5 protein-coding genes are annotated in these 5952 nt (G+C 72.5%); 4 read left to right on the plus strand and 1 reads right to left on the minus strand.

What is annotated here, in order from left to right; genetic code table 11:
- The first annotated feature begins 151 nt into the window (after positions 1-151).
- The 3 genes from ACM9LD_RS24930 to ACM9LD_RS24940 are packed head-to-tail and all read left to right on the plus strand — an operon-like array spanning position 152 to position 2827.
- The gene (locus tag ACM9LD_RS24930) at positions 152-997 is read left to right on the plus strand and encodes an ABC transporter ATP-binding protein (RefSeq protein ID WP_415679207.1); all 846 of its coding nucleotides are present in this window, start codon (positions 152-154) and stop codon (positions 995-997) included.
- On the plus strand, positions 994-1869 hold the full coding sequence (locus ACM9LD_RS24935) for an ABC transporter permease (protein ID WP_415679203.1): 876 nt from the start codon (positions 994-996) through the stop codon (positions 1867-1869). Before ACM9LD_RS24930 ends, ACM9LD_RS24935 begins: the two co-directional genes overlap by 4 nt.
- 19 nt (positions 1870-1888) lie before the next feature.
- Positions 1889-2827 (plus strand): LLM class flavin-dependent oxidoreductase, encoded by a 939-nt coding sequence (locus tag ACM9LD_RS24940; RefSeq protein WP_415679204.1) that lies wholly within the window; start codon positions 1889-1891, stop codon positions 2825-2827.
- Between the two features lie 41 nt (positions 2828-2868).
- Here the strand turns inward: ACM9LD_RS24940 and ACM9LD_RS24945 are convergent, their stop codons facing one another.
- Entirely contained in the window at positions 2869-3588 is a 720-nt protein-coding gene (locus tag ACM9LD_RS24945) for a fibronectin type III domain-containing protein (RefSeq protein ID WP_415679205.1), read from the minus strand.
- Between the two features lie 253 nt (positions 3589-3841).
- On the opposite strand from ACM9LD_RS24945, the gene ACM9LD_RS24950 reads away from it, so the two are divergent.
- The coding region (locus ACM9LD_RS24950; protein WP_415679206.1) for a molybdopterin oxidoreductase family protein at positions 3842-5952 on the plus strand (2111 nt) is incomplete at its 3' end.

The following is a 5952-nucleotide window of genomic DNA, read 5'->3' on the forward strand; positions in this document are numbered from 1 at the left end:
GGCTCCGCCCCCGCGACCGTCCACGCCCCCAGCCCGGCCCGGGCCGGGGCGGCCCGCGCCGGCCGGCCGCGCGGCGCCCGGCGTCGGCCCCGGTGCGCCGCCGGTCATCAGCGTCCGGAATCTGGTCAAGAGCTACGGCGACGTGCGCGCGGTGGACGGCGTCTCCTTCGACGTCGCCGCCGGCAGCACGTTCGCCTTCCTCGGCACCAACGGCGCGGGCAAGTCGACCACGATCAGTTGCATCACGACGCTGAAGTCCGTGTCCTCCGGCACGATCCACGTCGCGGGCCTGGAGGTGGGCAAGCAGGATCTCGACATCCGGCGCGCGATCGGCGTCGTGTTCCAGGAGTCCCTGCTCGATCCGGCGCTGTCGGTGCGGGAGAACCTGGCGCTCCGGGCGACGTTCTACGGCATCGACGGGGCGGCGGCGAAGGAGCGGATCGCGGCGTTGTCGTCGCTGCTCGGGCTGGAGGAGTTCCTCACCCGCCGGTACAAGGCCCTCTCGGGCGGGCAGAAGCGGCGCGCCGACATCGCGCGGGCGCTCATCCATCAGCCGCGGATCCTGTTCCTCGACGAGCCGACGACCGGCCTCGACCCGGACTCGCGCGACCGCGTCTGGACGACCATCCTCGACCTGCAGAAGCGCCTGCGGCTCACCGTCTTCCTCACCACCCACTACATGGAGGAGGCCGAGCGCGCCGACCGCGTCGCGATCATCGACCACGGTCGCATCGTGACCGCCGGTACCCCGACGGAGCTGCGCAGCGCCCACGCCAGGGACGAGCTGCGGGTCACCCTTCGGGATCCGCGCCGCTTCGACGAGGCCGTCGGCCCGCGCGCCCGGCGCGCCGGGAACGAGCGGCGCATCCCCGTCGAATCGAGCCGCGAGGCCATGGCGCTGCTCCGCGACTTCGACACCGACATCGCCGATTTCGAGTTCCGGCACGGAACGATGGACGACGTCTTCCTGGCCATCACCCGGGGAGGTGCGCGATGACACTCGCGAACCTGACCCGGCGCAACGTCGTCGTCTTCTTCCGCGACCCCGCGGCGGTGTTCTTCTCCCTGCTCTCGCCGATCATCCTGTTCGTGCTGTTCTCCGCCTTCCTCGGCGGCGTGCAGACCGATGCGCTGCAGAAGTCCCTGCCCAACGCGAACGCCGACGACGTCGACGCCTTCGTCTACTCCTGGGTGATCGCCAACCTGGTGATGATCGCCACCGCCACGACCAGCCTGTCGGCGCTGGTGGTGTTCGTGAACGACCGGGTGGGCAACGTCTTCCGCGACTTCCTGGTCTCACCGATCAACCGGCTCCAGCTGATCCTGAGCTACCTGCTCGGGGCCTTCCTGGTGTCGGTCGCGCTGAGCGCGACGGTGTTCGTGCTCGCCGACGTCTACCTCGGCGTCGTCCATTCGGCGGCGCTGTCGGTGAGCGCCTTCGCCCAGGCGTTCGCCCAGCTGATCGGCTTCTGCCTGTTGTTCTCGGCGATCTGGAGCCTGGTGGTCACGTTCATCGGCTCCACGGGCGTCTTCACGTCGGTCGCGACGATCGTCGGCACGGCGGGCGGATTCCTGGCGGGCGCGTACATCACCGTCGGGGCGCTGCCGAGCGGCGTCGTGACGTTCATGAACGTGCTCCCCCTGAACCAGGCCGCGACGCTGATGCGGGGGCCGTTCACCCGCGGTCCGCTCGACGCCCTCGTCGGATCCTCCGATCAGGCGCGTGCGACGGTCGAAGCGGAGTACGGCCTCCTGCCGTACATCGCGTCCGCGCAGGTCCCGGCCTGGGCGATCTGGGTGCTCTTCGCGGCGCTGTTCGTGGTCTTCGTCCTCCTCGGCGCCTGGCGCATCGGCCGCAGGATCGGGTGAGCGGTCGTAGCCTGGCCCCATGAGCCCCGCGAGCTTCTCCGTCTCGATCCCGCAGATCCTCGACGGCGCCTTCGACGCCGCCGGCGTCCGCGACTACCTGGTCCGGGCGGAGGAGCTCGGCTTCGAGGGCGCGTGGACGTCGGAGCAGACGGTGGGCGGCGCGGCGATGCTCGCGCCGCTGGAACTGCTGTCCTGGGCGGCGGCGTGCACCAGCCGGCTGCGCCTCGGGGTGGGGGTGATCGTGTCGTCGCTGCACGATCCGCTGCAGCTCGCCGCCGCGGCCACGTCCGTCGACAGGCTCAGCCACGGACGTCTCGACCTGGGGCTCGGCTCGGGCGGCGACTTCCGCCCGTTCGCCGCGTTCGGCGTCGCCCGCGAGAGCTTCATCGCCTCGTACACCGAGGGCGTCGAACTCATGAAAGCCGCGTGGGCGGACGGTCCGACGGTGACCTTCGACGGGCGCTTCCGTCAGGTCGACGGGGTGTCGATACCGCTCAAGCCGGTGCAGCGCCCGCATCCGCCGCTGTGGTTCGGCGGCGGCGCCCCGAAGGCGCTCGCCCGGGCCGTCCGGCTCGGGGACGGCTTCCTGGGCGCGGGATCGTCCACCACGGCGCACTTCCGCGGGGCGGTGGGCACCGTCCGAGACGAACTGGCGCGGCACGGACGGGACGCCGGCGGGTTCCGGATCGGCAAGCGGGTCTACCTGGCCATCGACGACGATCCCGCCCGCGCGCGCCGCGCGGCGGACGAGGGCCTGTTCCGGATCTACGGCGCGCTGGCGGCCCGGTTCGGCGATGTCGCCGTGACCGGGACGCCGGAAGAGGTCGCCGCCGGGATCGCCGAGGTCGTCGACGCGGGCGCGCAGACCGTCCTGCTCAACCCCATGGGCGTCGACGTCGCCGGGGACCGCGAGCAGCTCGAGCGGCTGCACGCCGAGGTGCTCCCCCTGCTCGGCTGACGGGTCCCCTCAGCGAGGACCGGTCGGGCCGTCCCGGCGGATCATCCCAGTACGCGGCGGCTCGACGCCGCGGCATTGTCCGCGTGGGCCCGGCTGCGCGAAGCGGGCGTCACGCACACCACGTCGCCGGCGTACGCCTCCCGCCAGACGAAGCCCTGCCGGCAGGTGTTGGGCCCGTAGGCCCCGCCGCCCGGCTGCCGACGGGATGCCGCGAGCCGGTTCTCCTCGGCCGTCGCGGTCCGGGTGGACGGCGTCACGCAGACGTGATCGGAGGCGCGGGCCTCGCGCCAGACGAAGCCCTGCTTGCAGGTGTCCGGCCCGTACGGCAGGTTCGGTCGGGCGGTGATCGACGCCTCCTCCCAGGGCGAGCACGTCGAACTGCTCAGGACGTGGGTCTCGCAGCCCTGGACCTTCACGGTGTACGTGACGCCCGGGTTCACGGTGTTGATCCGGAAGCTCCCGCGGCGGCCACCGGCCACGGCGTGCTGCGTCTCCGCCCGGCCCGGGCGGCTCCACCGGACGTTGTACGCGTCCCACTCCTGATCGCCCTTCCACTCGACCACGATCGTGGTCCCCGTCTGGTACAGGTTGTCGATGCACGGCTGCCCCACCGCGCACAGCACCTGATCGCCGCCGACCGGCACGGCCGTGGCGGGGGCGGGAACGGCGAGCACACCGCACACGACGGCGCCCCAGGCCACCGCCGCCCCGAGATACCGCGTATCGCGGGGACGATCGCTCCTGCGTGTCCGAGTGCTCATGATGTCTCCTTCGGCCGGGCTGCTGATCCGCCGAGTCAACCGCCGCCACGGCCGCGTGGATAGCGTGCCGGACTACTCGATTCCGGGGCCGCGCTACTCGATCCGCCCGGCGGCGAACGGGCCCCGTCGGGGACCACGAACGCCGCGCGCCGTCCCGCCTCACGCCGCTCACCGCGGTGCGACGCGCACCAGGTCACGTCGCCGTAACAATGCGGCCCGAACCCGGAAACACCGCGCGGGCACCGTGGGCGGCATGGATGTGGAGACGGTGTGCGGGTACTGCGGGGTGGGCTGCGGCCTCACCCTGCAGGTGCGCGACGGTGCCGTCACGGGTTCGGTAGGGACGAAGCACCACCCCGCGAACCGCGGACGGCTGTGCACCAAGGGCACCACCACCGTCGACCTGCTCGCCGCCGGTGGCCGGCAGACCCGCGCGGAGGTGCGTGCGGACCGCGACGCCGACCGCGGCACCGTCGAGCTCGCGGACGCGATCGCGGCGACCGGACGGCGCCTGCGGGAGATCCGGGACGCGCACGGGCCCGACGCGATCGCCCTGTACGTGAGCGGGCAGATGACGCTGGAGGCGCAGTACCTCGCGACCAAGCTGGCGAAGGGCTTCCTGCGCACGAAGTGGATCGAGTCCAACTCCCGGCTGTGCATGGCGAGCGCGGGAACGGGCTACAAGCAGTCCCTCGGCTCCGACGGGCCGCCCGGCAGTTACGACGACCTCGACCACGCCGACGTCTTCCTCGTCACCGGCGCCAACATGGCCGACTGCCACCCGATCCTGTTCCTGCGCATGATGGACCGGGTCAAGGCGGGCGCGAAGCTGATCGTGGTCGACCCGCGGCGCACCGCGACCGCGGCGAAGGCCGACCTGCACCTGCCGATCCGCCCGGGCACCGACCTCGCGCTGCTCAACGGCCTGCTCGCGTTGCTCGTCGCCCGCGGCGCCGTGGACCGGGAGTTCGTCGACGCGCACACCGAGGGCTGGGACGCGATGCCCGCCTTCCTCGAGGACTATCCGGTGGATCGCGTCGCCGAGATCACCGGACTCGACGCGGCCGACATCGAGCGCGCCGCCGACCTCATCGGCGGCGCCGCGAACTGGACCAGCCTGTGGACCATGGGCCTGAACCAGTCCACCCACGGCACGTGGAACACCATCGCGCTCTGCAACCTGCACCTGGCCACCGGCGCGATCTGCCGCACCGGCTCGGGCCCGTTCAGCCTGACCGGCCAGCCGAACGCGATGGGCGGCCGCGAGATGGGCTACATGGGACCCGGCCTGCCCGGCCAGCGCTCCGTCCTCGACGACGGCGACCGCGCCCGCGCCGAGGCCCTCTGGGGCCTGCCGGAGGGCACGATCCGCGCCGAGGCCGGCCAGGGCACCGTCGAGATGTATCGGGAGCTCGCGTCCGGGAACATCAAGGCCGCGTGGATCATCTGCAGCAACCCGGCGGCGTCGATGGCCAACCGGTCCACCGTGATCGACGCCCTTCGCTCGGCGGAGCTGGTGGTCGTGCAGGACGCCTACACCGCCACCGAGACCTCCGCCTACGCCGACGTCGTGCTGCCCGCCGCGCTCTGGGCCGAGACCGACGGCGTGATGGTCAACTCGGAGCGCTCCCTCACCCGCACCGCCGCCGCGACCACGCCGCCCGGCGACGCGCTCCCCGATTGGAAGCTGATCTGCCTGATCGCCGCCGAGCTCGGTCACGGCGCCGACTTCGATTATCCCGACGCCGCGGCGGTCTTCGAGGAGCTCAAGGCCTTCCACAATCCCCGCACCGGCTGGGACGTGCGCGGCGTCGACCACGCACGCCTCGCGCAGGGCCCCGTGCAGTGGCCTGCGGCGCCGGGCGGGCCCGCCCGGAACCCGATCCGCTACCTCGACGAGGACCGGGGCCTCCGGTTCGCGACGCCGACGGGCCGCGCGCGCTTCCTCCCCCGCCCGTACCTGCCGCCCGCGGAGCTGCCGGACGACGAGTACCCGCTGATCCTCACCACCGGTCGCCTCGCGCACCAGTGGCACACCATGACCAAGACCGGCCGTGTCGCCAAGCTCAATCGCCTCAACCCCGCGCCCTTCCTCCAGCTCAACCCGGAGGACGCCCACCGGCTCGGTCTCGCCGACGGCGCGCGGGTGCGGGTCTCCAGCCGGCGCGGCGGGGCGACTCTGCCGGTGGCCGTCGACGACGCCGTCCGGCCGGGAGTCTGCTTCGCCCCCATGCACTTCGCCGACACCTTCGGAGAGGATGTGGCCGTGAACGCGGTGACCAACGACGCCGTCGACCCCGAGTCCCTGCAGCCCGAGTTCAAGGTGAGCGCGGTAGCGCTGACCCCCGTGCCGGCGGACCCGCC

Origin of the sequence: Tsukamurella hominis (assembly GCF_965137015.1) — a bacterium.
Taxonomy (GTDB): Bacteria; Actinomycetota; Actinomycetes; order Mycobacteriales; family Mycobacteriaceae; genus Tsukamurella; species Tsukamurella hominis.